This window comes from Pilimelia anulata (assembly GCF_014647895.1).
Taxonomy (GTDB): Bacteria; Actinomycetota; Actinomycetes; order Mycobacteriales; family Micromonosporaceae; genus Pilimelia; species Pilimelia anulata.
The window spans coordinates 172,833-197,487 of the sequence record NZ_BMQB01000010.1; the positions used below are offsets into that span (position 1 = coordinate 172,833).

Sequence of the window (24,655 nt, forward strand, 5' to 3'; positions counted from 1 at the left end):
TCAGTTGCAGGTGGTCACGCTGAGCGAGCTGTCGCCGCACAGCAGCAGGCTGGCGCGGCTGTTGAACCCGCCGTGACCCCAGCCGCCGTGGCCGTCGCCGTCGCCGTAGCCCGACAGCTCCATGGCCTGGAGGTCCAGAAGAGCCATTTCACACTCCCTTTGACAAATGTGCTTACCAACCGCGCCCTTATGGCGCGGTGCCTGTGGACCGTGCCGGCGGCGCCAGCAGCGGTAGGTGGACCGGGCGGTCGTGGTGCGCCGCGCCGATCGCGAGCAGGACGCCGGCCGTACCGGTGGCCAGGTCCATGGAGAGCCGGAGGAGCTGCTCGCCCGGGAAGGCGATGCCGCCGCCGTACGGCAGGGCGTGCCAGCCGAGGTCGCGCACCTGGTCGGCCAGCGCGGGCTCGGCCCCGCCGGTGACCGCGCGCCGGTCGGCCAGGTAATACGCGATGCCCGCGCGGCCGGCGAACAAACCCGACTGGACGTACAGCGGGGACCGCGCCGCCCGGTGGATCGCCGCCGCGGCGGCCGCCAGCTCCTCGTCGGGGCACCGGTCGAGGTACCGCTCCAGCGCCAGGCCGATGCCGACGCTGCCCCGGCCGAGGTACGGCATGGTCCGCCAGCCCTCGTTGACCACCAGGTCGCCGGTCGCGTCGCGCTTGCACCGGCGCAGGTCCTGCCGGAGCGCGACCCCGGCCGCGTCGAGGTACGCCTTGTCGCCGGTGTCGTCGTACGCCCGCAGCAGCAGCAGGGCCGCGCCGGCGCCGCCGTGGAACAGGCCGGCGTACGGGTGCTTGCCCCCGCTGACCTCCGGCACGCCGTCCACCGGGCCGAGCCGCTCGGCGACCAGGTCGGCCGCGTCCCGGGCGGCGGCGCGCAGCGCCGCGTCGCCGGTGCGGTCGGCGAAGTGGGCGAGGTTGAGGCCGACGCCGGCCAGCCCGCCGTACAGGTCGCTGCCGAGCCCGCGCCAGTCCGTGTCGAGGCAGCGGTCGAGCACCGCCCGGGCCGCGTCGGCATGGCCGAGTCGGTCCAGCGTGTACGCCACCCCGTGCAGTCCGTCGTACAGTCCGATCATTGTCCCGGTGCCGGCCCGGCGGGCGCCGCGCAGCAGCCACTCCTCGCCCTCGGCGTACCGCCCCGCACCGGTGGCCTCCAGCGCGTACAGCACGCCGGCGGCGCCGTGGGCGAGACCGAGCCCGCCCTCGTCGAACTGCTGGATGTCGCCGGGGAAGAGCCGGTCCGCGCGGTGCGGGCTCACGCTGGTCAGAATGGCACGCGCCAATGCGTCGCGGGCCGGAATCCAACGGTCCGACACCCGCCAGTCGGCGGGGCCGAGGCCGTCGGCCGGCGCCCGGGTCTCCGGCGGGGCGTACGGGCCGGCGAGCCGCTCGATCGTCTCGACCGCCTCGTCGAGGTAGTCGCGGCCGACCGGGAAGTTCGCGGCGATGATCTCCGCCAGGTGCGCGGCCTTCGCCGGGGAGAGCCAGAGGAGCTGGGTCAGCGGCAGGAACACGGCCAGCCGCAGACAAGCGAGGGCGTACCGGTCCAGGTCGCTGCCCCGGACCCCGCGCGGCGGGGCGAAGCCCTGGTTGCCGAGGCCGGGCCGCCGGTTGTCGGCGACGAGGCTGGCCACCTCCAGGTCCAGCAGCGCGACGGTGTCGTCGGGCCGGACCATGACGTTGAACAGGTGCAGGTCGCCGTACACGACGCCGCGGTCGTGCATCGCGCACACGGCCTGCTCGACCCGGTCGAGGATGGACAGCGCCCAGCGGGTGTACTCGCGGCGGGCGGCGTCGTCGCCGTCGTGCACCATCGGGTGCCGGGCGACGACCTCCTTGTTCAGCGGCACGCCCGGCACGTACTCCATCGCCAGGAACCGGTGCTCGCCGATCTCGAACAGGTCGTACACCGCGGGGATGCCCGGGGAGCCGGCCAGCTTGCTGAGGAACGCGTGCTCGACCCCGACCCGGGTGGCGGCGTCGCTGCCCTCGGCGTCCAGCCCGGCGTACGGGCGGCCCTCCTTGAGCACGACCTCGGCGCCGGTCCGGGTGTCCCGGCCGCGGTACAGGCCGCCGCCGTTGGAGAAGTGCATGACCCGCTCGATCGCGTACGGCACGTCGGTCGTCGTCACCGCGTTGCGGGCGTCGAGGTGCGGCCGCAGGAAGTCGGGGACGGCCAGCCACTCGGGCACCCGGAAGACCGGGTCCCGGCGGTCCGGCACCAGCACGCCGTCGGGGTTCTCGATGGCCGGCACGACCGCGCCGGTGCCGTCGACGCAGTACCGGCCGGCGAACCCGCCATACCGGACGTACAGCGGCCCGCCGCCGATCCGCAGGTCACTGAGGATGTACGGCCCGGCCTCGCCGTCCAGCGCGCCGGACAGGTCACTGAGGATGGTCGCGCACTCGGCGTCGTCCGCCGGGTAGATCGTGGCCAGCTTGCCGCTGTGGCCCCGGGGAGCGTACTTCGAGCTGCGCAGGAACAGGTCCCGCGGCGAGCGCAGTACCTTGCACTCGATGCCGCGCGGCAGGCAGTAGTCCAGCAGCACGGCCAGGACGCGCTCGGCGTTGTCCGGGGTGGCGGAGGCGTGCACCTTCCAGCCCTGGGCCGGGACCCGGCGGACCGGCGGCACGAAGGCGAGCCAGTCGGCCTTGGTCTCCCGGCGCCAGCCGGCGGGGAGCGGCCGGTCGGCGGCCCGGAAGCCGGTGGCGGGCCCGTCGGTGCCGTGCACCGCGTCGAAGAACAGGCGGTCGGCGACGCAGAACAGTTCGTAGCGGTCGTCCACTTCGCTCTCGCCTCCTCCGTTTGTCCAGTGCTTGCCCGTCCGGTTGTCCCGAACTTGTGGGTCCGCGGTGGAAAACGATGGCTGCTCTGTGGACGCAACGCCCTATAGAGCTACATGTCCTTATCTCACCCATTCGGCGTACGGGGAGTTAAATAAGGCAATTGCCTGACCTGCGGGAACGCCAGAAGCGGCCCGGAACCAGTAACCGTCAGACCCCGGTCACCGTTACGCCACGTCTACCAAACCGGGCGAGAATGCGAACAGGCAGTAACGACCGACAGCCGCCGAGGGTGCGGCCCGGTACCGATCAGCCCGGTTTACTGGTAAAACTGTCCTGATATGCGGATAACTGTCCGCAATGGATCATGCTGCCCGCGCGCGGCCGGTACGCGCCCGGCCGGCACGTGAAGGGCCGCACGTGAGGGACCGGTACGCGGGGGCGGGGACGCGAAAGGGCGGCGCGCCGCCGGCGCACCGCCCCTGACGCCCGTAGGGCCGGCGGGAGTCGAACCCGCACTGGCACGGACCTAAACCGTGTGCCTCTGCCGTTGGGCTACGGCCCCTCGCCCGCCACCCTACGTGCCGCCGGGCCGGGGCACGCAAGGGCGCGCGGATGTCGCAAGGGGAGCCCGCGGGGTCAGTCCAGCCCCAGCTCGCGGCGCAGCTTCGCCACGTGGCCGGTCGCCTTGACGTTGTACTGCGCCTGCTGGATCAGCCCCTGCTCGTCGATGACGAACGTCGACCGGATCACCCCGGTGACCGTCTTGCCGTACAGCTTCTTCTCGCCGTACGCGCCGTACGCGGTCAGCACGGCCTTGTCCGGGTCCGAGACCAGCGGGAAGGTCAGCGCGTCCCGGTCGCGGAACTTCGCCAGCGCCGGCGGCTCGTCCGGCGAGATGCCGACGACCTCGTACCCGGCGCCGCGGAGCGAGGCCAGCGAGTCCCGGAAGTCGCACGCCTGGGTCGTGCAGCCGGGGGTCATCGCCGCCGGGTACGCGTACAGGACGACCCGCTTGCCGCGCAGGTCGGCCAGGGCGAGCTTCGCCCCGGAGTCGGTGGTCAGGGTGAAGTCCGGCGCGGTGTCGCCCGGGCTGAGGCGTACGTTCTCGGTCATGAATCGCACCTTACCGGCCCGGTCGCCGCGGGGCGTTGGCAGCGGCGCGGGGCGGCCGTAGGGTGACCGGTACCGACCGCGGCGGCGACCCGGCCGCGGGCGGCTCCCCGACCACCCGGAGGCGCCCATGCGCACCCTGGCCCTGCACCTGGGCAACGGCATCATCGACGGACCGACCTCGCTCGCCTTCCTCGCCCTCGCCGCGGCCGCCGTCGCGCTGTGCGTGCGCCGGGCCCGGCGCGACCTGGACGACCGGCTCGTCCCGCTGGCCGGGCTGGTCGCCGCGTTCGTCTTCGCCGTCCAGATGCTGAACTTCCCGGTGCTGCCCGGCGTCAGCGGCCACCTGCTCGGCGGGGCGCTGGCCGCCGCGCTGGTCGGCCCCTGGGTCGGCGCGCTGTGCGTGACGGTCGTCCTGGTGGTGCAGGCGCTGGTCTTCGCCGACGGCGGGGTCACCGCGATCGGCCTGAACGTGACGAACATGGCCCTGCTGCACACCGCGGTCGCGTACCTGGTCATCCGGCTCGCCCTGCGGCTGCTCCCGCGCACGGCCGGCGGCCTGGCCGCCGCGGCCGGCGCCGGCGCGGTCGTCGCCACCGTGGTCGCGTCCCAGGGCTTCGTGCTCCAGTACGCCCTCGGCGGCGTCGGCCCGCTCCCGGCCGGCGGCCTCGCCGCGGTCGCCGGGACGATGGCCGGGGTGCACCTGCTCATCGGCGTCGGCGAGGGCGTGATCACCGCGGTCACCGTCGCCGCGGTCGCCCGCAGCCGCCCGGACCTGGTGCACGCCCTGCGCGGCCGGCCGCTGCCCGAGCCGGCGGGGGCGGCCGCGTGAAGCGCGTGCTGCTGCTCGGCGGGCTCGCCGTCGCGCTGGTCCTGGCCGGGTTCGTCAGCAACTTCGCCTCGGCCGCCCCGGACGGCCTGGACAACACCCTGCACGCCGGCTGCACCCTGGACGACGCCGGGGAGGTCACCGGCGGCGCCTGCATGGCCCGGGCCGCCCGCCCGCACGAGGTCGGCGGGCCGCTCGCCGACTACGCGGTCGAGGGCGTGCACCCCTGGCTCGGTACCGCGGTCGCCGGCATCGGCGGGGTCCTGCTCACCTTCGCCGTCGGCGGCGGCCTGTTCTGGCTCGTCCGGCGGCCCGCCCGCCGGTGACCGGCCTGTACCTGCCGCGGGCGAGCCCGGTCCACCGGCTCGCCCCGCAGGTCAAGGTCGTGGCCGCGGTCGCGTTCACCGTCGCGGTCGTGGCCACCCCGCGCGGCACCCTCTGGCCGTACGCCGGGCACGCCGCGCTGGTCGCCGCGGTCGCGGCGGTGGCCCGGGTGCCGGCGGGCTGGCTGCTGCGGCGGTCGCTGATCGAGCTGCCGTTCGTGCTGTTCGCCGTCCTCCTGCCGTTCGTCGCGGCCGGGCCGCGGGTCACCGTCGCCGGGGTGCCGCTGGCCGTCGACGGCCTGTACGGCGGGGCGGCCATCCTCGCCGAGGGCACGCTCGGCGTCCTCGCCGCGCTGCTGCTCGCCGCCAGCACCACCCCGGCGGACCTGATCGTGGGGCTGGACCGGCTGCGCTGCCCGCCCGTGCTGACCCAGATCGCGGCGTTCATGCTGCGGTACCTCGGCGTGCTCCGCGACGAGGCCCGGCGGATGCGGATCGCCCGGCTCAGCCGCGGCGACGACCCGCGGCTGCTGTGGCAGGCGCGCGGCTTCGCCCGCGGGGTGGGGGCCCTGTTCGTCCGGGCGTACAGCCGGGGCGAGCGGGTGCACCTGGCGATGCTCGCCCGCGGGTACGCCGGCCGGCCGCCGGACGCCGACCGGACCCGGCCGCCGGCCCGGCAGTGGCCGCTGGCCCTGCTCCCGGCGGCCCTGGCCGCGGCCGCGGTCCTCTGGGCGATCCACTAGCCCGGCGGCCCGGCGGCCCGGCGGCCCGGCGGGCGGCGGTGGGTGGCCCGGGTGGTGGGGTGGCGCGGGTCGGCGGGGTGGGATGGGCGATGATCGCGGGGGAGGTGGCGCGGGTGCGGGCGGTCGAGGTGAGCGGGCTCCGGTACCGGTACCCCGGCGGCGCCGAGGCGCTGCGCGGCGTCGACCTGGCCCTGGACCCCGGCGAGCGGGTCGCCGTGCTCGGCCCGAACGGCGCCGGCAAGACCACGCTGGTCCTGCACCTCAACGGCATCCTGCACGGCGGGGGCGGCACCGTCCGGATCGGCGACCTCGCCGTCACCCCGGACCGCGCGGTGCTGCGCGAGGTGCGCCGCCGGGTCGGCCTCGTCTTCCAGGACCCCGACGACCAGCTCTTCCTGTCCACCGTCGCCGAGGACGTCGCGTTCGGCCCGGCCAACCTCGGCCTGCGCGGCGCCGAACTGGCCGACCGGGTGGCCGCGGCCCTGGCCGCGGTCGGCATGGCCGAGCACCGGGACCGGTCCCCGGACCAGCTCTCGCCGGGCCAGCGCCGCCGGGTCGCGGTGGCGACGGTCCTGGCGATGCGGCCGGACGTCCTGGTGCTGGACGAGCCGTCGGCGAACCTCGACCCGGCCGCCCGGCGCGAGCTGGCCGACATCCTGGCCGGGCTGCCGGTGACGCTGCTGCTGGTCACCCACGACCTGCCGTACGCCCACCAGCTCTGCCCGCGCGCGGTCGTCCTCGACGCCGGCCGGGTCGCGGCCGACGGGCCGACCGGGGAGCTGCTCGCCGACGCCGACCTGCTGGCCGCGCACCGACTCGAACTGCCGTACGGCTTCCGGCCCCCCGGCCCGGCGGGGCGGTAGCGGGCGAGCGCCGCAGGCGCGACCGGGAGCATGGGGTGAGGTACGCAATCGGAGGGTTGAGGTGCTTCGGCTCCTGTCGGTGGGCGCGCGTCAGGCGCGGGCGGTGTCGATCACGCAGAAGCGGTTGCCGTCCGGGTCGGCCAGGACCACGAAGTCGGGGTCCGGCGGGTAGCTGTCCCAGTCCACCCGGTGCGCGCCGAGGGCGACCAGGCGGGCCACCTCGGCGGCCTGGTCCGCGGCGTCGCCGGCGTACAGGTCGAGGTGGACCCGCGGGTGCTCCTGCACCGGCGTCCGGCTCACCATGAGCGCCAGCCCGGGCCCGGCCGCGCCGCCCGCGGGTACGAGCACCGCGAAGTCGTCGCCGGCCACGTCGCCGTCGCGCGGGACGTAGCCGAGCGCGGCGGTCCAGAACGCGGCCGCCCGACCGAGGTCCGCGACGCCGAGCACCGTCGTACCGATCCGCAGCATGTCCCGATCCTGCCAGACCCCACCGACACCCGCCCCCGATCGCCCGAGCGGTCCGGCGGGCCTGGCAGGCTGGGGGGATGCGGGAACTGCTGGTGGTCGACGCCGCGAACACGATCGGCTCCGTCCCCGACGGCTGGTGGCGGGACCGGGCCGGCGCCGTCACCCGGCTGCGCGACGCGCTCGCCCCGCTCGCCACCGACGACCTCGGGGTGGTCCTGGTGGTCGAGGGCGCGGCCCGCGGCGTACCGGGCACCGACGACGTGCGGGTGGTCGCCGCGCCGGGCTCCGGCGACGACGCGATCGTGGCCGTGGTCGCCGGGGCGGACGTGCCGTGCGCGGTGGTCACCGCCGACCGCGAGCTGCGCCGCCGCGTCACGGAACTGGGCGCCACCGTCCGCGGCCCGCGCACGCTGCCCCGCTGGTGAACCCAGCGACATCCCGATCAGGACGGTCACCCTCGCGTCGGAGGATCTCCGCGCCCGCCGCGCCGTCAGCCGGCAGCGGCCGGGTCGGCGGCTGAAGCAGGTACCGCCGGGGCGCGCGGTACCGCCGCGATGGCCGTCCGCAGCCGCAGCGCACCCGCCACCGCGAGCCCCAGCCCGATCGCCGTCACCGCCGCGACCGTCACCCGCGCCGTCAGCCCCGAGCACGCCGCCGGCGGCACCGCCCGGGCGAACACCGCCGCGTTCGCCACCCCGGGGAACAGCCCCAGGCACGCCCCGGACAGCGCCAGCGCGAAGTCCGCCGCCGGCCGCCGCGCCAGCGCGTACCCCGCGGCGGCGAGCGCGCCCAGCGCGGTCAGGATCGGCCACACCTGGGCCCGGGCCAGCGCGGCCAGCAACTCGCCGACCGTACCGGCGCCGGCGTCCCACTCGCGGGCCAGCGCGTACCAGAGGGCGATCCCGCCGCCGGCCGCCGCGAGCGCCGCCAGCCCGGCGCCGGCCGCCCGCCCGTACCAGCGGCGGGCGCCGCTCGTGCCCGGCGCGCCGACCAGGCCGAGCAGCGCGACCAGGCCGACCCCGACGAGCGTCAGCAGCCACCAGTTCGGGGCGCTCGGCGGCGTCTCGGGGGTGGTCGTACCGGTGACTGCCGCCACCGCCCCGTCCGCGGTCAGCGGCACCGACCAGGCCCGCGGCGGGCCGGTGCGCGCGGCGTCCGCCGGCCAGGCCGCGCGGGCGTCGTGCCAGCGGGCGACGGGCCGGGTGCCGATGCGCCGCCACTGCGGGGCGGCGCTCGCGTCGGCGTCCGGCGGGATCGGGGCGCCGACGAGGGTGCGGTTGCGGTACGTGCTCGGGGACCGGCTGTTCTCGTACGTGCCGTCGGGCCGCACCTGTAGGTACGGCTCGCCGGCGTCGCCGCGCACCTCGACGGTCGCGCCGCCGGAGTTGGTGAGCTGGAGCCGGGCGCCGGCCTCGATCGGGATCACCGTGACGCCCGGCAGCGCCGGGCTGACCGCGAGCACCCGGACCCGCTGGTCGGAGCCGCCGGGCGCCTCGTCGGAGTGAGCGAGCGCCGGTACCGGCACGGTCAGCGCCCCGGCCACCGCCGCCGCCCCGACCACCGCCACCATGCGCCCGGCACGGACCATGCGCCCGGCACGGACCATGCACCCGGCACGGACCGTGCGCCCGGCACGGACCGCGGGCCCGGCGCCGACCATGCGCCCGACACCGGCCGGGCGGGGCGGCGCCGGTGCGGGCGCCGCCCCGGCGGGCGGGTGGTCGTGCCCCGGCCGGGTCGGCGCGGCGCCGCCCGGCCCGGGCCTCACTGCGCGGCCGTGACCGCGGCGGTGATCTTCGCCGGGTCGTTGTCCACCTTGGTGCCGTTGACCAGGACCGTCGGCGTGCCGGTCACGCCGCGCTCCGAGGCGCCGTCGGTGACGTGGCTCGCCCAGCCCCGGTACGTGCGCTCGTCCACGCAGGACGCGAAGTCGTCGCCCAGGCCGACGCCCTTGCCGATCTCGATGATCGTCTCGTTCGGCAGGCCGGGGGTGTTCTCGCCCGGCTGGCGGGCGAACAGGGCCCGGTTGAACTCGGGGAACTTGCCCCCGTCCGCGGCGCAGGCGGCGGCCGCCGAGGCGCGGGTCGAGAACTCGGTGCCGTTGCTGAGCCGGTCCAGGAACGCGACCGGGTGGACGATCAGCGTGGCCTTGTTCTGCTGCACCAGCCCGTCCAGCGTCGGGCCGACGCTGTCCTCGAACTGCTTGCACACGGGGCACAGGTAGTCCAGGTACAGGTCGACCTTCGCCTTGCCGGTGCCCTGCGCGAGCCCGGTGTCGTCGCCGGCGGCGGTGCCCTTGGGGATGCGCACCTCGCCGGACTCGTGGCTGGCGTAGATGCCGTACCCGATGATGCCGGCCACGAGCAGCACGGCCACCGCGATCAGCGAGGCCCAGAACGTCCGTTGTCTGCGTCGCTCCGCCGCCAGGGTGGCGGCCATGGCCTTGTTCGCGGGTCGCTTGCTCATCGAATCTCCTGTCGGGTCGGCAGTTGTGGATCATCGCGGAGCCAGTTGTCCACCGCCAGCCAGCCGCGCGGCCACGTCAGGAGGAATCCCGCGAGGAGCACGAAGCCGAGGTCGCGCAGGAGGTCGAGCAGGTACGTCGGCGACTCGCCGGCACCCAGCTCCCCGCCGCCGCCGAAGCAGCCGCAGTCGATGGACAGGCCCCTGGCCCACGCCTGCACGATGCCGGCGATGAAGGCGCCGAGCAGACCGATCGACAGCCCGCCGGCCAGCCGGACGGCGAGCCCGGCGAGCAGCAGCGCGCCGAGCGCCAGCTCGACGAACGGCAGCACGGCGCCGACGATCTTCGCCGCGTCGTACGACATGATCTTGTACGCGTTGACCACGCGGCCGGAGTGCGCGAGGTCGCCGACCTTCGCGCCGCCGGCGACCAGCCAGACGGCGGCGAGGCCGAGCCGGACCGCGACGGTCAGCCAGGGTTGCGCTGTCGTCCAGCGCGATCGATGGGTGGGCACACCGGTGGGTCGTTCGGGCGCGGTCATTGGTTCCCCGGAGTGAGTGTGAATCAGCTCGCGATGGCGTCGGCGTGGGCGGCGACCAGGTCCATCCGGGCCCGGGCCACCCGCGACCGGATCGTACCCACCGGTACGTCCTCCACGGCCGCGGCCTCGGCGTACGAGAGGCCGAGGAGCTGGGTCAGCGCGAACGCGCTGCGCCGGTCCTCGGGCAGTCGGCGCAGCAGGTCGGCGGCGCTGTGCCCGGCGGCCGGGTCCGGCACCGGCACGCTCGTGGCGGCCGCGCCGACGAGCCGGTCGAACAGCCGCCGCCGGCGGATCACCGTGCGCAGGTGGTCGGCGCAGGTGCGCCGGGCGATGCCGAGCAGCCAGGTCCGGGCGGTGGACCGCCCGGCGAAGTCGGGCAGCGCGCGGAACGCCCGCAGGTACGTCTCCTGGGTCAGGTCGTCGGCCGCGCCCGGGTCGATCAGCGCCGCGACGAACCGCCACACCTCGGCCTGGGTGGCCCGGACGAACGCCGCCTGCGCCACCGGGTCGCCGTCGCGCGCGGTCAGCGCCCACTCGGTCGCCGGGTCGAGCGCGCCGGGCTCCGGCTCGGGCGCGGCGCCGGCGGCCTGCTCGCGCAGCCGCAGCGCGGCGCCGCCGGAGCCGGGCCGGCGGGCGGCGGGCACGCCGACGGCGGCCACCCCGTCGCCGGACTCGGCCAGGGGGCCGGCGGGGGAGGGGCCAGCGGTGGGCCGACGCCAGGGGACCATGGCTGTCGAGGGTACGCGGCCGGGCCGGGTTTGGAAGCCCCCGGTACCGCGGGAACTTTTCGCCGGGCGGCGACGACTACCCACCCATGAGCTGTGGACGTATCCGGGAGGGCCTGTCGGCCCGCCTCGACGGCGCGCCCGACGGGCAGCCCACGGGCGCGCTCGACGCGCACCTCGCCGCCTGCCCCGGCTGCGCCGCATGGCTGGTCGAGGCGCAGCGGGTCACCCGTCTGGTCCGGTTGCAGTCGACGGCCGTACCGGACCTGACCGCACCCGTGCTGGCCGCCGTGGCGGCCGACGCGGCCGCCCGGTCGGTCAGCCCGCTGCCCGGCTGGCGGCAGATCCTCCGGCTGGCCGTCGCGGTGGCCGCGTTCGGGCAGCTCGTGGTGGCCCTGCCGGCGCTGGTCGCCGGCGCGAACGTCACCGGCGACCTGCACACCAGTCGGGAGATGGCCTCGTTCGACGTGGCGCTGGCCGTCGGCTTCGCGCTGGCCGCCTGGCGCCCGCAGCGGGTGCGCGCCGTCCTGCCCGTCGCCCTGGTCCTGGCCGTCTGCCTCGCGGCGACGAGCCTGGTCGACGTGGTCCGCTCGGCGGCGGTGCCGTGGCACGAGGTCGGGCACGTCGTCACGGTGGTCCAGGCCCTGCTGCTGTGGGCGCTGGGCCGCGCCGATCGCGCCCCGGCCGGGGCGGCGCGGCGCGCCGTGACCGTGTAAAGGGCGCCGCGCTGCTTGCGCCGGCGCGCCGATCGGAGAGCATGACGGAATGAGACAGACCATTCGGCCGCCCCGTCCGGCCGCGCACCGCCCCGCCGCCCGGTGGGCGGCGCGGCTCGCCGGGCTGCTCGGCGCGCTCGCCGTCGCCGGTGCCGCGGTGCTGCTGCCCGCCGTACCGGCGGCCGCGCACGCCGCGCTCGTCGCCACGAACCCCAAGGCGGGCTCGGTCGTCCCGACGGCGCCGACGCAGGTCGTACTGGAGTTCAGCGAGCCGGTCACGATCGTCCCGGAGAAGATGCGGGTGATCGGGCCGGACGGCGGCCGGTACGACGCCGACGCCGCCCGCGGCGAGGGCGCCCGGGTCACGATCCCGCTGCGCCCGGACGCGCCGAACGGCACCTACCTCGTCTCGTACCGGATCGTCTCCGCCGACAGCCACCCGGTGCCCGGCGGCTTCACGTACAGCGTCGGCGCCCCCTCGGCGAACCCGCCGAAGCTCGGCGAGACCGCCGAGCGGGTCGACCCGTGGGTGCGCGGGGCGGTGTCGCTGGCGAAGTTCCTCGGGTACGCGGGCGCGGCGCTGGCCGTCGGCGCGACCCTGGTGCTCGGCCTGCTCTGGCCGCAGCGGCTGGACCGCCGCCAGCCCATCCGGCTGGCCTGGGGCGGCCTCGGCCTGCTCGCCCTCGGCACGCTGCTCGGCCTGCTCTTCCAGGCCCCGTACGCCGCCGGCCGCGGCCTGTTCGGGATCACCGTCGCCGACCTCGAGCAGGTGCTCGGCAGCGAGTTCGGCACCGGGTACCTGATCCGGCTCGGCGTGCTCGCCGCCATCGCCTTCCTGCTGCCGCCGATCCTGGCCGGGCGGGCCTCGAAGCTGGACGCGATCCCGACCGTCGTGCTGGCCATGGTCGGCCTGGGCACCTGGGGGATCGCCGGGCACGCCGCCGCCTCGCCGGTGCCGGCGGTGTCGGTGGTCGCCGACGGCTTCCACGTCGCCGGGGCGGCGGTGTGGATCGGCGGCCTGGTGCTGCTGTTCGGGTACCTGCTGCGGCTGGCCAACGACGTCGAGCTGGGCGCGATCCTGCCGATCTGGTCCCGCTGGGCGATGCTGGCCGTCGGCGCGATCGTGCTCAGCGGCACGGTCCAGGGGCTGATCGAGGTCAACACGCTGGACGGCCTGTTCGGCACCGCGTACGGGCAGCTCCTGCTGGTCAAGATCGGCCTGTTCCTCGCCCTGATGGGCGCCGCGACGTACGCCCGCCGGCTCACCGACCGCGCCGACACCGCGGCCGCGCCCGGCCGGCTGCGCCGGGTGGTGCTCGCCGAGGTGGCGGCGACCGTGGTCGTGCTCGCCGTGTCCTCGGTCCTGGTCCAGACGGCCCCGGCCCGCAGCGCGAGCGCGCAGGGCGAGCTGGGCGCGGGCCTGCCGTTCAGCGGCACGGTCGAGACCAAGCTGTACACGCTCCAGGTCGACGTCAACCCCGCCCGGATCGGCCCGAACGACATGCATGTGTACGCCTATACCGCCGACGGCCGCGCGCAGTCGGTGGTCGAATGGCGAGCGACGGCGACGCTGCCGTCGGCGGGCGTGGAGGAGGTCGGCATCCCACTGGTCAAGCTCACGGACAACCACGCGAGCGGTCAGTTTGCGCCGCCCACCGCGGGGCAGTGGAAGCTGCGCTTCACCGTACGCACGTCCGACATCGACGAGGCATCCGTGACGATCACGGTGCCGATCTCGTGATATCGAGGAAAGGGAAGTCCATGCTCCGTCTCCGCTCCGCCCTCCCCGCGGCGCTCCTGTCGGTCGCGGCGACCGCTGGCGCCCTGCTCATCGTCGCCGCGCCGGCCGCCGCGCACGTGACCATCAACGCCGAGAAGGCGGTCCAGGGCGGGTTCGCCAGAGCAGCGGTCCGGGTGCCGAACGAGAGCCCGACCGCCAGCACGATCAAGCTGGAGGTCAGCTTCCCGACCGACCAGCCGCTCGCCTCGGTGTCGTACGAGCCGGTGGCCGGCTGGGTCGCCGCCGTGGTCAAGGGCGCCCCGAGCAAGCCGGTCTCGGCCCACGGCTCGGAGGTCAAGGAGGTCGTCTCCAAGATCACCTGGACCGCGCCGGCGACCGGCGGCATCAAGCCGGGACAGTTCCAGGAGTTCCCGATCTCGCTGGGCCCGCTGCCGCACGCCGACCAGCTCGTGTTCAAGGCGGTGCAGACGTACTCCGACGGCACGATCTCCCGCTGGATCCAGGAGACCCCGGCCGGCGGCGAGGAGCCGGAGAACCCGGCTCCGGTGCTCAAGCTGGCCGCGGCCCCCGAGGGAGCCGACGAGCACGGCGAGGGCGGTACGACCGAGGCCGGCGACCACGACAAGTCCGGCTCGAACGGCGCCGCGCTCGGCCTCGCCATCGCCGGTCTGGTGCTGGCCCTGGTCGGCGTCGCGCTGGGCGCGCTGGCGCTCAAGCGCAGCGGCACCCGCTCCGCCTGACGACGCTCACCGGTACCCCTCTCCCGAAACCGGGAGAGGGGTACTGTGCTGTTTGGGGTCGATAGCCCGGTTTAGGGCTGTATGTTCCGCTCTGTACGTGCTACAGGGGGGAAGTGGCGATGCGGGTGTGGCGTACGATCACGGGGATTCTGCTGCTGCTGATCGGGGTACCGATCGCGCTGGGCGGAGCGGGACTGCTCGCCCTCGGCGGCCACCGCGGCCCCGGCGGCGCCTTCACGGCCCCCGTCGAACGGATCGAGACCGCGGGGTACGCCCTGCTCGTCCCCGACCTCGACGCGTTGCTCGCCGCGCGGGCCCCGTTCGCCCGGGCCGAGCAGACGAAGCTGCGGATCGTCGCCCGCACGGCCACCGGCCCCGCCTTCGTCGGCCTCACCACCGACCGCCAGGCGGCGGACTACCTCGGCCCGGTCCGGCACACCAGGCTGACCGAGGTCCGGCTCGCCCGCGGCGAACTCCCCGCCCGGGTCAACTACGTGGCCGGCGCCGCGGTGCCCGTCGCGCCGCCGAGCGCCCAGCAGTTCTGGGCCAGCACCGGTACGGGCACCCTGGACCTGACCCCCGCGGCCGGCCGCGGCCGCGCGCTGTCGCTGGTCGTGATGGCCCCGGACGGCGGCCTGCCGAAGTACATCTCGCTCACCGCCGAACTGCGCCCCGGCTGGCTCGACTCGACCGCCTGGGGACTGGCGGTGCTCGGGCTGGCGTTGCTGGCATTCGGCGTCCTGCTGCTGGCGTGGCCGCCGAAGCCGCGCGAGGTCGTGTACGTGGTGGACCCGGCGCAGGTACCGGAGATCGCCGCGCAGCTCGGCATCCCACTGCCGGCGGGCGAGTCGCTGCGCCGCCTGCCCCCACCCGCGGACACCAGCACGACCACTGTCGTCGCCGCCCCGCGCCCGGCCACCGAGCCGGCCCGGCGCGGCGGTACCGCGACCGGTGCCGGCAGCACGACCGGGGCGCGTGCGGGTGCCGCCGCGGACGTCGTGCGCGCGGACGACGTCGCCGAGAGTGTGCCGGCGCCGCGGCGCGGTGCCGGCGACAGTGAGCCGGGTCGCCCGGCGGCGGGCAGCGAGTCGGCGCCGGCAGGGGGCGAGGCGGCATCGGCAGGGCCGGACGGCGCGGTGAGCGCCGGGGGCGGGGCGACCGCCATTGACGCCGCCCCGTCGGACGAGGGCACTGCGCCGGCGCGGCCGGTCCCCGCTGGCGAGACTGTTCCCGGCGGCGAGACTGTTCCCGGCGGCGAGACTGTTCCCGGTGGCGAGACTGTTCCCGGTGGCGGCGCGGCGGCTCCCGGCGGGCGTCCGGGCCCGGAGCAGGACGAGACGCCCGCGTCGGGTCCCTCGCATGACGAATCCGCGCCGGTCCGTTCGCATGAGGAACCCGTCGCGGTACCCGCACGCGCCGGCGGCGTGGAAATCGATGGCGGTGTGGTGGCCGAGGGCGGCGTGGGGGCCGAGGGGTCGGCATCCGATGCCGCGGCGCCCGCCTCGGCCGAGTCGGTGTCCGGGGGTTCGCCGGCCGCCGTCGGGACTGCCGCGGCGACGGGGGAGCGCGCCGACGGCGACGGGGTCGCGGCGATGCGGGTGGCGGACCGGGAGGGGTCCACGGCGGACCGGTCCGCGAGCGCCACCGGCGAACCGGCCGCAAGCAGCAACGCCGACCGCTCCCTTGTCCCGGTCCCGTCGCGCCAGGACGCGATCACCGCTGCGGACGAGCCGCGGCGGGATCGCGTCGAGGACGCCCCGGCGGCTGCCGGCGCTCCCGCTGGATCGACGGCACCGACGCCCACGGGCACTGCCGCGGACGTCGACGAGCCGGCAGACACCGTGCCCACGGCGGCATCCCCCGTGCCCGCGCCGACAACGACCGACCACCCGGACGACGCGACAGACCACGCTCCGTCCCCGCTGACCGACACGAGTCCCGTCGGTGCCACCGCGGCCGACGCCACCGAACCCGCGGTCGCCACCCGGCCCACGGCAGCCACCGAGCCCGAACCGCTCGCGGCCGACGCACCGTTGACGGCTAGCGAGCAAGTGCCGTCCACTCGACCGCTCCCGGCGGCCGTCGATCCGTTCCCGGCCGTCGAATCGCCGGCGCCGGAGTCGCCGGCGGAGATCGCCGCCGCGGGCACCACGGCATCCGCCGACGCGGTGTCGGTCACGGTGACCGAAGCCGTCGACGATGCACCGACCCACGGGGACTCGGCAGTGGAGTCCCACCTGCCGTCCGCGGGTTCGCCGCTCGACCTCGACACCCCGCTGAGCGCCTACGCCGTCACCATCGAGGCCGACGACCCGCCGCTGGCCGCGGCCGCCCTGAGCGCCGTCGGCTCCCAGCGCCACGCGGAGGAGTTCGCCCTCCTCGCCCCGGACCCCGCCCACGACCCCACCCGAGCACCGGCGGACCGCTTCGACTCCTTCGACGAGGTCCCGAACGCCGGCATCGTCAGCACCTACACCGACCCCGCGGGCGCCGAGTTCCCGCGCGCCGACACCGTGCGCGCCGACGGGCCGTCCGCCGACGCTCTGATCGGCCACGCCGTCGACCGGGGGGCGGGCGTGGGGGAGCCGAGCGTGGCCGCCCCGGCCGCCGAGGAGTCCGCTGCCGAGGAATGGCACATCGACGGGCCGGCCGCCGTCCACGCGTACGACCCGGAGCCGGCACTCCCGGACGCGGCAGGGCCACGGCAAGCCGCCGAGTCCCAGCAGGTCACGGCGCCGCGGGACGCCACGGAATCCCCGGGCGCCGCAGGGCCGCGGGATGCCACGGCGCCGCGGGAAGCTCCGGAGTTCCCGGACGACGCCGCCGAGGCAGCTCCCCGACCGGCCCCCCGCCAGCCCGGCGCCGAGCGGTCGGCCCCCGCCGACCACCCGGCACCCACGCCCACGGCCGGTACGGACCACCCGGCGCCGCCGGCACCCGCCACCGCGGACGACCCCGCACCGACCCGGGCCAGCGCCCCTCGACCCACGCTCCAGCCGGCACCGACCCAGTCGGCACCGACCCAGTCGGCACCGACCCAGCCGGCACCGACCCAGTCGGCACCGACCCAGCCCGCCCCGACCCAGCCCGCCCCGACCCAGCCGGCACCGGCCCAAGGACCGCCGACCCAAGCACCGCCGGCCCAGCCGGCTTCGCCCGGACCGGCACCGGCCCAGCCCGCACCCGCCCAGCCCGCGCCGGCCCAGGCCCCGCCACCCCGCCGTACCCGATCGGACGACCACCCGCTCGCCCCGGCGGCGGCCCAGCCCTCGGCGACCGACCGCGGCGCGACCGCCGCACCGGCCGCCGACGCCGCACCGATCCCGACCGCCCTGGCCACGGCCATCCCACCCACCACGACCAAGCCCACCACGACCAAGCCCACCACGACCGGGCCCGCCACCACCGGCCCCGTCGCCATCGGTGGCGGCCCCGGCGCGGCGCCCGCCGCCGACACGCTGACCGCCACCGCGGACGCAGCGCCAACCGCGCCCGCGGCCCAGCGCCGCCCGCCCGCTCCCGCCCGCCGCGCCGGCGGCCTCCCGCCGGACACCGCCGCCGCCCTGGCCGCCGTCGCCGAGCTGATGGGCCCCGGCAAGGCGGCGGCCAAGAGCAAGCGCCAGCGCAAGCGCCCGACCGCCAAGGACACCCCGACCGCCGGGGACAGCCCGTCCGCCGGGGACAGCCCGAGCGCGAAGGACACCCGGACCGCCGAGGGCACCCCGGCCGCCGGGGACGACAAGAGCTGAGCCGGGCGGCCGAGCCGAGGAGACCGCGACGCGAGCCGAGCGGAGGGGTGGAGCGGAGGAAGCCGTCACCGGGGGTCGGAAAGGGCCCGGACACGGCTGTGGCCCCCGCGTCTGCCGTCGCGAGGGCCACTGCGCCGCACGGTGGCCGCACCCTCCGCGTCTGCCGTCGCGGAGTGCCGGGTGCAGCCGGCCGTTGGCGTTCAGCGACCCGCGCGTCTGCCGTAGCGTGGGTCGCTTCACCGGGGGAACGGTGTGCCGGAAAGTCCAAGGTACGCCGGGCAACCCGAGTGACACCACCGTGACGGATGGTGTACCTGTCCGGGAAAGTCCGGTTAACGCAGACGATAGCCCACGCGATGTCGACCGAACAGACCTGTCCAATCGAGCGTGGCTGTGATACACGCCACGCTCTCGATCGACAACCGTGCCCGTCCCGGGAGTGTTTGCCCTGGCTGCGGCCTCGCGGCCCCACTGTTTTGCGTGCCCGATCGGTAACGTTACGTGCGTCAGCGCGTGGCTGAGTAGGCTAACGCCGTGGCTGATCTTCTTGTCTGGATCGACTGTGAGATGACCGGGCTGGACCTGCGTGCCGACGCGCTCATCGAGGTGGCGGCGCTGGTGACCGACCCGGACCTCAACGTCCTCGGCGACGGCGTGGACGTGGTGATCTCGGCGGAGGAGGCCAAGCTCGCCGCGATGCCCGACGTCGTCCGGGACATGCACGCCCGGTCCGGGCTCACCGACGAGGTCCGCGAGTCGACGGTCAGCATGGAGAAGGCCGAGCGGATGATCCTCGAGTACATCACCGCCCACGTCCCCGACCCGCGCACGGCGCCGCTGTGCGGCAACTCGATCGCCACGGACCGCGGCTTCATCGCCCGGGACATGCCCCTGCTGGACGCCCACCTGCACTACCGCATGATCGACGTGTCCTCGATCAAGGAGCTGTGCCGGCGCTGGTACCCCCGGGTCTACTTCGGCCAGCCCCCCAAGGGCCTGGCCCACCGCGCGCTGGCCGACATCCGGGAGAGCATCCGCGAGCTGGAGTACTACCGCCGGACGATCTTCGTCCCGCTCCCCGGCCCGGACGTCACCGCCGCGAAGGCGATCGCCGCCGACCTGTAGCCATCCCGGTCGGCGGGCGCCCGCCCCCGGCCGCTATGATGGGTCGTCGCCAACGCCGCGTGCGCGGGCGCACGTCAGTGGCACATGGTGATGTCAGTGGCACATGGTGGTCGTAGCTCAGCTGGTAGAGCACCGGGTTGTGGTCCCGGGGGCCGCGGGTTCAAGTCCCGTCGATCACCCCAACGAGAAATGTGGCCGGTCCCCGAGGGGCCGGCCACATTTTTTGCGTACGGCAATCAGCCCGCGACCGGCAGCGCGCTGCCCTTCGCGTACTCCGCCCAGCTCGTGTTCCAGTCCGTCCAGCCGTTGCCCTGCTGGAGTCGCACCTCGGTACCCCGGATCGTCACCACGTCGCCGATCTTCGTCTGGTCGAACAGCCACTTCGCGTTCGCCGGCGACAGGTTGACGCAGCCGTGGGACACGTTGCGCTTGCCCTGGTCGGCCACCGACCACGGCGCCGAGTGGATGAACTCGCCGCCCCAGGTCAGCCGCTGCGCCCAGTCGATCTTGGTGACGTACGCCTCGTCCGGGCTCAGCTCGTCCCGGGTGTCGAACACCGTCTTCGGCAGCCTGTCCATGATCAGCATCGTGCCGGTGGACGTCGGCGTCTTCGGCTTGCCCAGGCTGACCGGCATCTTGCGGACGACCCGGCCGTTCTTGGTCACCGTCATCGACTTGGTCTTGTTGTCGACCGTCATGATCAGCGAGGCGCCGATGGTGAGCCGCACGCTGAGGTCGTTGCCGCCGTACCAGCCGCCGCCCAGCGACAGCCCGCGCGTCGCCACCCGGTACGTGACCCGGGTGCCGGCCCTCCAGTAGACCTTGGGCCGGTAGTGCACGTTCTGGCCGTCCTGCCAGCTCCACGTGCCGACCTGGGCCGGGCTGGCGGTCACGGTCATCCGGCGCTGCACGTCGTCGCGCCGCGCCTCCGGGATGGCCCGGCCGAACCGGATCATCAGCGGCATCCCCACGCCGACCACCGCGCCGTCGCCGAGGTGGCTGCTGGCGTTGACCAGCGTCGCGGGCTGCCGCATCACGGTGAACGCGGAGTCGGCGGTCGCGGTCTTGCCGTCGGCGCCGGTGGCGGTCACGGTGGCGGTGTACTTCGTACCCCAGCGCAGCGGCGCGCTGGGCACCCAGCGCTTGCCGTCCGCGGTGAGCTTGCCCGGAACGGCCCGCCCGGTACCGTCGACCACCGCGACCTCGGCCCTGTCGGCCTGTTCGGTGGTGAAGCTGACCGCCATGATCGGCTGGACGTCCGTGGCGTCGGCCGCGGGCGCGGTGACCGCGGCCGCCAACTGCGGCCCCTGCGGCACGGCCGGGTCGCCGGCCCCCGTACCGCCCTCGCCGCCCTTGCCCCGGCAGCCGGCGAGCCCGGCGGCGAGCACGCCGACCAGCGCCACGGCGACCACGCGCCGGACGGACCGCGCCGGACCACGTCCGCCGGTCGATTCACCCCGAACCCCGCTGGTGCGCATCGGCTCCTCACCCATCCACGGCCGAACCCAGCGGGGGCGGCCCTGGTCGGGCGGCCCGGGCGGGGCGGTGACGCTGCGGGGGCGGATGCCCCCGCGCACCATGGTGCCTCACGCATGCCAGGACTGACATGCCGTGCGGGTGAGGTGCGGCCGAACCGACCCGGCCCGCACCGTCACAATCGGGGGCTAACCGGCCGAATTGAGTCTCGGGAGTCATCCTTTCGGTCAGCTTTCCGGAGGGTGTCCGGAATGGGAAGGGCGCTGCCCCGGACGTACCGCGCCCAGGGCTGGTCCCACGCGGTCCACCCGTTACCGTCCGTGATCTTGCGCTCGGTCCCGCGGACGGCCACCGGGTCGCCGACGAGGGTCTGCCCGAACAGCCAGGCGGCGTTGCCGGGCGCGAGGTTCACGCAGCCGTGCGAGACGTTCCGGTACCCCTGGTCGCCGACCGACCACGGCGCCGAGTGGATGAACTCCCCGCCCCAGGTCAGCCGCTGCGCATACTGGATCCGCGTCCGGTACCCCTCGCCCGCCGGCAGCTCGTCCATCGTGTCGAAGATCGTCGAAGCGGCCTTCTCCATCACCACGAGCGTCCCGCTGGACGAGGGCGTACTCGGCTTGCCCAGGCTGACGGCCATCGTCCGGACCACCCGCCCGTCCCGCCGCACGCTGAGCTTCTTGGTCCGGTTGTCGACGGCCAGCTCCAGCTTCCGCCCGATCCGCACGGTGGCCCGCCGGTCGACGGTGCCGTACCGCCCGTTGGACAGCTTCATCCCGGCCAGCCCGAGCCGCACCGACAGCGTGGTCCCCGGCCGCCAGTAGGCCGGCGGCCGGTAGAACGCCTGCGACCCGTCCGCCACCCAGTGCCACACGCCGGGCTGCGCGGGCGCACTGGTGACGAACAGCCGCCGCTGCACCGCGGCCCGGTCCCGCTGCGGCACACCGGGGATGAACTCGGCGACCACCGGCATCGCCACCCCGTAGGTGTTCCCGCTGAACAGGTACAGCCCGCTGCCCAGCTCCTGCCCGCCGGCCCGCTTCGCGGTGCTGAAGGTCGTCCGCGCGGTCGCCGTCCGCCCGTCGCCCGCCGCGGCGGTCACGGTCGCGGTGTAGGTGCGGCCGTACGCCAGCGGCGCCCCCGGCACCCACGTCCCGCCCTCGGGGCGCAGCGCCCCGGCGACGACCCGCCCGGTGTCGTCGGTCATCCGCACGCTGCGTACGGTCCCGCCGACCACCCTGGTACCGATCTCGGCACTGATCGGCACGTCAACGGCCCGCGCGGCCGGCGCGGTGACGACCACGGCGAGCGGCTCCACGCTCGGGCTCGGAGGCGTGAAGGCCACGCCGGTACCGCCGCCCTCCCGGCACCCCGAGAGCAGCAGGGTGGCGACGAGCAGCGCACCCGCGCTCGTCCGACTCCGTCGGTGGATCATGTTCTAGCCCTTCCGGTACTGCACACGGGTCGGACGCCGCCCCGGTTCGGCTCGCCCGCCGGCGGGGGAGTGCCGGGTTTGCGTGCATATTCTCGGATGTGCCGGTTCGCGGGGATCCGTCGACGCGCCCGATCGATGCCAAGCGGTGACCGCGTACCGAGTGGGGCCGGGTTCGGGTGGCGTGTTAGGGTTTCCGACGTTGTCAGCGAGCGCCGCTAGCTCAACTGGCAGAGCAGCGGACTCTTAATCCGCGGGTTCGGGGTTCGAGTCCCTGGCGGCGCACAGATGTGAACAGGCCCTGAACTGGGAAAACTCCCACGGTCAGGGCCTGTTTTTTGTCACATGTGGATCCTTGTGTGATCGACGGTCGGCCGACGACGCCGGCCTGGCGCTGGTCGACCACGCACCCACCACCGCCGGCCGGGACACCACGGCCGCGGTTGTCCCCGCGCTGCTGGCCACGCCGATGCCGGTCGCCGTCGCCGCCGACGGCACCGACATCAGCCTCTACCAGCTCCCCGGCCACGGCACCGCCCTCACCGGAGACGGCGCGGACAACGCCGCCCGCGCGGTCATCGCCGCCGCGCTGACCACCAACCCCCACGACCATCCGACCTTCCGCAAGCCAATGGTCGTCACCACCCGCGCCACCCTGACCAGGCTCCTGCCAGCCGGGGCCGCGCACCAGCTCGCCGCCGGGCGGCAGGTGTTCGACCACGACGACCACCTCCACGTCTTCGCCGACAATGCGGCAGCCATCGCGGACCTGGAAGCCTCGATCATCACCCGACGCCGGCAGCTCGAACACGCGATCCACGCCCACAACCCGCCGATCGACATCGCCGACGTCAACCGCCGCTTCGACCTGGACGAGCCGACCCCGCCCTACGTACTGGTCCTCGACGCCGACCCCGCCCACGACGCCAGACTGCGGGCCGCCACCGCCGACCGGCACACCCTGCACCTGCACCCGGTCATCCTCGGCGCCAGCGACCCCATGACCACCTACCCCATCGCCGCCGACGGCACCAGCCTCGACCCCAGCCCCGGACCGGCCGCGCCCGCACGGTGGGCGACCACGACCGCCGACGACCTCGCTGCGGTCTTCCACCTCGCCGGTGAGACGCTGCCCGGCCCGGAAGACGGCACCGACTTCGAAACCGACCCGCCGCCCGCACCGCCGGTCCCGGCCGTCACTGCTCCGGTACCCGGCCCCGATGCCGCCCCACCGGTGCAGTTGTACGTCCTGGGACCGGCCAGCCTCGCCACCACCAACGCCGGACCGATCACCAGCGGCGTACGGTCCGGCTCCTACGCCCTACTCGCCCTGCTCGCCGTACGGCCCAACGGCTGCACCCTGGACGAGCTGACCGACGCGCTACACCCCGACATCGAGCCAGCCAACGCCGCCAAGCGGGTCCGCACCGACATCAACAGCCTGCGCGGCGTCCTACGCACCGCCACCGGCAGAGCCGAGTCGGGCGGCTTCGTCATCCACGAAAACGGCCGCTACCGCATCGACCCCGACACCATCGGCGTCGACCTCTGGCAGATGCTCACCGCCATCACCGACGCCAACAACGCCGCCGACGACCGCACCGCCCTGCAGGCACTACAGCAAGCAGCCGACCTCTACCGCGGCGACTTCGCCACCGGCATCGACCGCGCCTGGGCCCTCGACCAAGCCACCACCCACCGCCACCAGCACCTCAACGTCCTGACCCGGATCGCCGAAATCCTCGAAGCCGACGAACCAGAGCAGGCCATCGCGGTGCTGGAACGGGCTATCGACGCTGATCCCGTCAACGAGGAGCTGTACCAGCGGCTCATCCGCATCCACGGACGCCAAGACCACCCCGACCTCGCCCGCCGCACCTACGCCCTCCTGGAGAACCGCCTCAGCGACCTCGGCATGGCCGAGCCCAGCGAAGCCACGCGGCGCGTGCTGCACCGCCAACTCCAGGCCCACCGCCGCGCTGGATAGCAGCGCACACCGGCGCAGCGACCACCGCGACGTGGGAGCATTGCGGACATGGATCTCGGTCTGCGCGGTCGCCCAATGTTGGTCACCGGCGGGAGTCGCGGATTGGGCCGGGCGACCGCGGAGCTACTCGCCGGGCAGGGCTGCCCGATCGCTATCTGCGCGCGCGAGGAGCGCGCACTCCTGGAAGCCAGCCGGGCGATGCGCGAGTCGCACGAGGTTGAGGTCTTCTCCCGAGCGGTCGATGTCACCGATCACGGCGCGCTGGCGCGGTTCGTGGCCGACGCCGCAGACGCGTTGGGTGGCCTGCAGGGCGTCGTCGCCAACGCGGGCGGCAACGTGGGGCGAAGCCTGTTGGACAGCGAACCGGACGACTGGGCAACCACGCTCGATCTGAACGTCGTCCACGCCGCGACGGTGACCAGGGCGGCGGTGCCGCATCTCGCTAACGGGGGCGGCGGGTCGGTTGTCCTAGTGGCCTCGATCTCGGGCTGGAAGCCGTCACCGCCGGCTCAGTACGCGGCGGCGAAGGCGGCGTTGATCCACATGGCTGCCGGATTGAGCAGGGAACTCGCCCCGCACGGAGTGCGGGTGAACGCGGTAAGCCCCGGTTCGATGCTGATTCCCGGCGGTGGTTGGGACCGGATGCGGCAGCGCGACCCGGAGCAGTTCGACAAGTTTGTTGCCGAGTTTCCGCAAGGTCGGTTGGTGGATCCATCGGAGGTGGCGCGGGTGATCGCGTTCCTGATCAGTCCGCTTGCTGCGGCTGTCAGCGGAGTGAACCTGCCGGTAGACGGCGCACAGAACGCCCCCAGCGCCCGCGGCTACTGACCGACCTTT

Annotated in this window: 22 protein-coding genes and 3 tRNA genes; 14 read left to right on the forward strand and 11 right to left on the reverse strand. The window is 75.0% G+C overall.

The window, feature by feature from the left end; all coding sequences use genetic code 11:
* From IEY94_RS19885 to bcp, 4 genes are all read right to left on the reverse strand, one after another.
* Window positions 1-147: a SapB/AmfS family lanthipeptide gene (locus IEY94_RS19885; protein ID WP_189171742.1), complete on the reverse strand. Its 147-nt coding sequence runs from the start codon at window positions 145-147 to the stop codon at window positions 1-3.
* 40 nt (window positions 148-187) lie between these two features.
* The gene (gene lanKC / locus IEY94_RS19890; protein ID WP_189171743.1) at window positions 188-2,785 is read right to left on the reverse strand and encodes a class III lanthionine synthetase LanKC; all 2,598 of its coding nucleotides are present in this window, start codon (window positions 2,783-2,785) and stop codon (window positions 188-190) included.
* A 490-nt stretch (window positions 2,786-3,275) separates the two neighbouring features.
* A tRNA-Leu gene (locus IEY94_RS19895) sits at window positions 3,276-3,348 on the reverse strand.
* Between the two features lie 74 nt (window positions 3,349-3,422).
* Window positions 3,423-3,899: a thioredoxin-dependent thiol peroxidase gene (gene bcp, locus IEY94_RS19900; protein ID WP_189171744.1), complete on the reverse strand. Its 477-nt coding sequence runs from the start codon at window positions 3,897-3,899 to the stop codon at window positions 3,423-3,425.
* A gap of 127 nt (window positions 3,900-4,026) precedes the next feature.
* Here bcp and IEY94_RS19905 point away from each other — a divergent pair, with 127 nt between their 5' ends.
* From IEY94_RS19905 to IEY94_RS19920, 4 genes are all read left to right on the forward strand, one after another.
* Window positions 4,027-4,728 carry an energy-coupling factor ABC transporter permease gene (locus IEY94_RS19905; protein ID WP_189171745.1) on the forward strand — a complete coding sequence of 234 codons (702 nt, stop codon included), beginning with the start codon at window positions 4,027-4,029 and terminating at the stop codon, window positions 4,726-4,728.
* Window positions 4,725-5,051: a PDGLE domain-containing protein gene (locus IEY94_RS19910; protein ID WP_189171746.1), complete on the forward strand. Its 327-nt coding sequence runs from the start codon at window positions 4,725-4,727 to the stop codon at window positions 5,049-5,051. The genes IEY94_RS19905 and IEY94_RS19910 overlap by 4 nt, the downstream gene beginning before the upstream one ends.
* Window positions 5,048-5,791 (forward strand): cobalt ECF transporter T component CbiQ, encoded by a 744-nt coding sequence (cbiQ, locus tag IEY94_RS19915; RefSeq protein ID WP_189171747.1) that lies wholly within the window; start codon window positions 5,048-5,050, stop codon window positions 5,789-5,791. Before IEY94_RS19910 ends, cbiQ begins: the two co-directional genes overlap by 4 nt.
* A gap of 89 nt (window positions 5,792-5,880) precedes the next feature.
* Window positions 5,881-6,654 carry an energy-coupling factor ABC transporter ATP-binding protein gene (locus IEY94_RS19920; protein ID WP_189171748.1) on the forward strand — a complete coding sequence of 258 codons (774 nt, stop codon included), beginning with the start codon at window positions 5,881-5,883 and terminating at the stop codon, window positions 6,652-6,654.
* Window positions 6,655-6,744: 90 nt separating this feature from the next.
* Here IEY94_RS19920 and IEY94_RS19925 read toward each other — a convergent pair whose 3' ends face one another.
* Window positions 6,745-7,122, reverse strand: coding sequence for a VOC family protein (locus IEY94_RS19925; protein WP_189171749.1), 378 nt, complete (start codon window positions 7,120-7,122; stop codon window positions 6,745-6,747).
* 77 nt (window positions 7,123-7,199) lie between these two features.
* Between IEY94_RS19925 and IEY94_RS19930 the strand changes: the two genes are divergently transcribed.
* Complete coding sequence (locus IEY94_RS19930) at window positions 7,200-7,547, forward strand: PIN domain-containing protein (RefSeq protein ID WP_189171750.1); 348 nt, start codon at window positions 7,200-7,202, stop codon at window positions 7,545-7,547.
* Between the two features lie 65 nt (window positions 7,548-7,612).
* On the opposite strand, the gene IEY94_RS19935 is transcribed toward IEY94_RS19930, so the two are convergent.
* From IEY94_RS19935 to IEY94_RS19950, 4 genes are all read right to left on the reverse strand, one after another.
* Window positions 7,613-8,692, reverse strand: coding sequence for a hypothetical protein (locus tag IEY94_RS19935; RefSeq protein ID WP_229784273.1), 1,080 nt, complete (start codon window positions 8,690-8,692; stop codon window positions 7,613-7,615).
* A gap of 194 nt (window positions 8,693-8,886) precedes the next feature.
* Window positions 8,887-9,588, reverse strand: a complete 702-nt coding sequence (locus tag IEY94_RS19940) for a DsbA family protein (RefSeq protein WP_189171752.1) — start codon at window positions 9,586-9,588, stop codon at window positions 8,887-8,889.
* Window positions 9,585-10,127 carry a MauE/DoxX family redox-associated membrane protein gene (locus IEY94_RS19945; protein ID WP_189171753.1) on the reverse strand — a complete coding sequence of 181 codons (543 nt, stop codon included), beginning with the start codon at window positions 10,125-10,127 and terminating at the stop codon, window positions 9,585-9,587. Before IEY94_RS19945 ends, IEY94_RS19940 begins: the two co-directional genes overlap by 4 nt.
* 23 nt (window positions 10,128-10,150) lie before the next feature.
* A complete protein-coding gene (locus IEY94_RS19950; protein WP_373291334.1) occupies window positions 10,151-10,726 on the reverse strand; it encodes a sigma factor-like helix-turn-helix DNA-binding protein in 576 nt (191 codons plus the stop codon).
* Window positions 10,727-10,941: 215 nt separating this feature from the next.
* Between IEY94_RS19950 and IEY94_RS19955 the strand changes: the two genes are divergently transcribed.
* From IEY94_RS19955 to IEY94_RS19980, 6 genes are all read left to right on the forward strand, one after another.
* The gene (locus IEY94_RS19955; protein ID WP_189171755.1) at window positions 10,942-11,568 is read left to right on the forward strand and encodes a zf-HC2 domain-containing protein; all 627 of its coding nucleotides are present in this window, start codon (window positions 10,942-10,944) and stop codon (window positions 11,566-11,568) included.
* 49 nt (window positions 11,569-11,617) lie between these two features.
* Entirely contained in the window at window positions 11,618-13,309 is a 1,692-nt protein-coding gene (locus tag IEY94_RS19960; protein ID WP_189171756.1) for a copper resistance CopC/CopD family protein, read from the forward strand.
* A gap of 20 nt (window positions 13,310-13,329) precedes the next feature.
* Complete coding sequence (locus IEY94_RS19965; RefSeq protein ID WP_189171757.1) at window positions 13,330-14,049, forward strand: YcnI family copper-binding membrane protein; 720 nt, start codon at window positions 13,330-13,332, stop codon at window positions 14,047-14,049.
* A 119-nt stretch (window positions 14,050-14,168) separates the two neighbouring features.
* Window positions 14,169-17,798, forward strand: a complete 3,630-nt coding sequence (locus IEY94_RS19970; protein ID WP_189171758.1) for a hypothetical protein — start codon at window positions 14,169-14,171, stop codon at window positions 17,796-17,798.
* A gap of 534 nt (window positions 17,799-18,332) precedes the next feature.
* On the forward strand, window positions 18,333-18,923 hold the full coding sequence (gene orn, locus IEY94_RS19975; protein ID WP_189171759.1) for an oligoribonuclease: 591 nt from the start codon (window positions 18,333-18,335) through the stop codon (window positions 18,921-18,923).
* Between the two features lie 106 nt (window positions 18,924-19,029).
* Window positions 19,030-19,105, forward strand: a tRNA-His gene (locus IEY94_RS19980).
* A 54-nt stretch (window positions 19,106-19,159) separates the two neighbouring features.
* On the opposite strand, the gene IEY94_RS19985 is transcribed toward IEY94_RS19980, so the two are convergent.
* Entirely contained in the window at window positions 19,160-20,335 is a 1,176-nt protein-coding gene (locus tag IEY94_RS19985; protein ID WP_229784275.1) for a L,D-transpeptidase, read from the reverse strand.
* Between the two features lie 239 nt (window positions 20,336-20,574).
* Window positions 20,575-21,834, reverse strand: coding sequence for a L,D-transpeptidase (locus IEY94_RS19990; protein ID WP_189171760.1), 1,260 nt, complete (start codon window positions 21,832-21,834; stop codon window positions 20,575-20,577).
* A gap of 209 nt (window positions 21,835-22,043) precedes the next feature.
* Between IEY94_RS19990 and IEY94_RS19995 the strand changes: the two genes are divergently transcribed.
* The 3 genes from IEY94_RS19995 (at window position 22,044) to IEY94_RS20005 (ending at window position 24,646) form a co-directional block, all read left to right on the forward strand.
* Window positions 22,044-22,116, forward strand: a tRNA-Lys gene (locus IEY94_RS19995).
* Window positions 22,117-22,186: 70 nt separating this feature from the next.
* Complete coding sequence (locus tag IEY94_RS20000; RefSeq protein WP_189171761.1) at window positions 22,187-23,818, forward strand: AfsR/SARP family transcriptional regulator; 1,632 nt, start codon at window positions 22,187-22,189, stop codon at window positions 23,816-23,818.
* A 48-nt stretch (window positions 23,819-23,866) separates the two neighbouring features.
* Window positions 23,867-24,646, forward strand: a complete 780-nt coding sequence (locus tag IEY94_RS20005; protein WP_189171762.1) for an SDR family NAD(P)-dependent oxidoreductase — start codon at window positions 23,867-23,869, stop codon at window positions 24,644-24,646.
* The last annotated feature ends 9 nt before the right edge of the window (window positions 24,647-24,655 follow it).

Excerpts from the sequence above, each read along its gene's own strand:
- IEY94_RS19885 (WP_189171742.1), bottom strand. The coding sequence starts at position 147 with ATGGCTCTTCTGGACCTCCAGGCCATGGAGCTGTCGGGCTACGGCGAC.
- bcp (WP_189171744.1), bottom strand. The coding sequence starts at position 3,899 with ATGACCGAGAACGTACGCCTCAGCCCGGGCGACACCGCGCCGGACTTC.
- IEY94_RS19905 (WP_189171745.1), top strand. The coding sequence starts at position 4,027 with ATGCGCACCCTGGCCCTGCACCTGGGCAACGGCATCATCGACGGACCG.
- IEY94_RS19920 (WP_189171748.1), top strand. The coding sequence starts at position 5,881 with ATGATCGCGGGGGAGGTGGCGCGGGTGCGGGCGGTCGAGGTGAGCGGG.
- IEY94_RS19925 (WP_189171749.1), bottom strand. The coding sequence starts at position 7,122 with ATGCTGCGGATCGGTACGACGGTGCTCGGCGTCGCGGACCTCGGTCGG.
- IEY94_RS19930 (WP_189171750.1), top strand. The coding sequence starts at position 7,200 with ATGCGGGAACTGCTGGTGGTCGACGCCGCGAACACGATCGGCTCCGTC.
- IEY94_RS19935 (WP_229784273.1), bottom strand. The coding sequence starts at position 8,692 with ATGGTGGCGGTGGTCGGGGCGGCGGCGGTGGCCGGGGCGCTGACCGTG.
- IEY94_RS19940 (WP_189171752.1), bottom strand. The coding sequence starts at position 9,588 with ATGAGCAAGCGACCCGCGAACAAGGCCATGGCCGCCACCCTGGCGGCG.
- IEY94_RS19945 (WP_189171753.1), bottom strand. The coding sequence starts at position 10,127 with ATGACCGCGCCCGAACGACCCACCGGTGTGCCCACCCATCGATCGCGC.
- IEY94_RS19955 (WP_189171755.1), top strand. The coding sequence starts at position 10,942 with ATGAGCTGTGGACGTATCCGGGAGGGCCTGTCGGCCCGCCTCGACGGC.
- IEY94_RS19960 (WP_189171756.1), top strand. The coding sequence starts at position 11,618 with ATGAGACAGACCATTCGGCCGCCCCGTCCGGCCGCGCACCGCCCCGCC.
- IEY94_RS19965 (WP_189171757.1), top strand. The coding sequence starts at position 13,330 with ATGCTCCGTCTCCGCTCCGCCCTCCCCGCGGCGCTCCTGTCGGTCGCG.
- IEY94_RS19970 (WP_189171758.1), top strand. The coding sequence starts at position 14,169 with ATGCGGGTGTGGCGTACGATCACGGGGATTCTGCTGCTGCTGATCGGG.
- IEY94_RS19990 (WP_189171760.1), bottom strand. The coding sequence starts at position 21,834 with ATGATCCACCGACGGAGTCGGACGAGCGCGGGTGCGCTGCTCGTCGCC.
- IEY94_RS20005 (WP_189171762.1), top strand. The coding sequence starts at position 23,867 with ATGGATCTCGGTCTGCGCGGTCGCCCAATGTTGGTCACCGGCGGGAGT.